Below are 1306 nucleotides of genomic sequence, written 5' to 3'. Positions count from 1 at the left end.
AGGTGGACAGCTCCTGCGTCTCCGGCGCTGAAGGCCAGGACCGAGGAAATCCCACCGAAGCTTGGGTCAGGCCCAGCGGGACGGGTCGTAGCCGGAGTGATCGCGGACCAGGGCATAGGCGATGCGGTTGGCGCGATGCGCCAGCGCGCAGCCGATGATCCCGCCATGTTTGCCGCGTGATTTCAGTTCGGCGGCATAGGTTTTGGCGGCGGGTTCACACAGCCACAGGCCGATACCGAGGTCGATCAGCGCTCGGCGCAGCGCCACACTGCCTTCGCGGCTGATCTTTCCGTCCCGGCGTTTGCCGGCGGATTCGTATTGCATGGGTGAGAGTCCCGAAGCCCGGTAGATCTGCCGAGGTCCCGGCCACCGTCCCGGATCACGCAGGGCAGCAGCATAATTGGACACCCGCACGACACCCCAGCCGGGAACCGAGGTCAACGTCGCGAACACACTGAGGGGGACCAATGTCGCCAATTCGGCTTCGGCAGCGGCGATGTGGGTGTCCAGGTCGGCCAGCAGTCCCATATCGGTGGCCAGCACCCGCCGGGCCACCGCAGCGTCGCGAGTCGGCAACACTTCTCGAGCCGCGGTCACCAGCCGCTCAGCGACCGGACGGCGCAGCTGAATATCACGGGCCGCGGCGAAGCGGATCAGCCGGCTCACCCCCAGCGCCGACAGCCGGGCCGGGTCGGTGAACTCCGCGGCGACCAACCGACCGATCTTGGTGCCCAGCACATCGGGCAACGCCCGCGTCAACCCAGGAAACGCGCGATCGAGTTGACCCAGCAGCTGATTCTTGGTCGCCGTGCGCACGGCTACCCGCCGCGATCGATGAGCCGCCCAGGCCGCCAGCTCACCGATGCGCACCTCGCGGTCACCGAGCGGCTGGCCCCGCCCCGCCAGCACCAACTCGGTGATCGCCTCCAGGTCGATCGCATCAGTCTTGACTCGCCGCCGACCCGCCACCCGGCGTTGCTCAGCGACGTGCGCGGGATTGAACTCCAAAACCTCCCACCCGGCCGGCCACCGATAATCCAGCACCGGGCGATGATAATGTCCCGCCGCTTCAATACCCACCTTGACCTGCGCACACGATGGCACAACCGCGCCCACTCGATGCACAACACCAACCAGGCCCGAACGGGTCATGGCGAACTCGACCGGACCGAACACACGTTGACGGGCGCTATCGGTCGCCGAGAGCATCGCCGAGGTCTTGCCCACATCGACGGCAACGACAATCGTGGACGACGTGACTGGAGCAACATGCACAGACACAACAACACCTCCGGGCGTGTCAAGA

General features: G+C 66.5%; 1 protein-coding gene. It reads right to left on the bottom strand.

Annotated features, from left to right (window positions below):
* Positions 1 to 66: 66 nt before the first annotated feature.
* Entirely contained in the window at positions 67 to 1281 is a 1215-nt protein-coding gene (locus F0Q45_RS26040; RefSeq protein WP_149656595.1) for an IS110 family transposase, read from the bottom strand.
* Between the last annotated feature and the right edge of the window lie 25 nt (positions 1282 to 1306).

The organism is Mycobacterium simiae (assembly GCF_008370645.1).
In the GTDB taxonomy this organism is placed as follows: Bacteria; Actinomycetota; Actinomycetes; order Mycobacteriales; family Mycobacteriaceae; genus Mycobacterium; species Mycobacterium simiae_A.
Note: the sequence above shows the minus strand (reverse complement) of the source record. Positions and strands in the feature narration are given on the sequence as shown.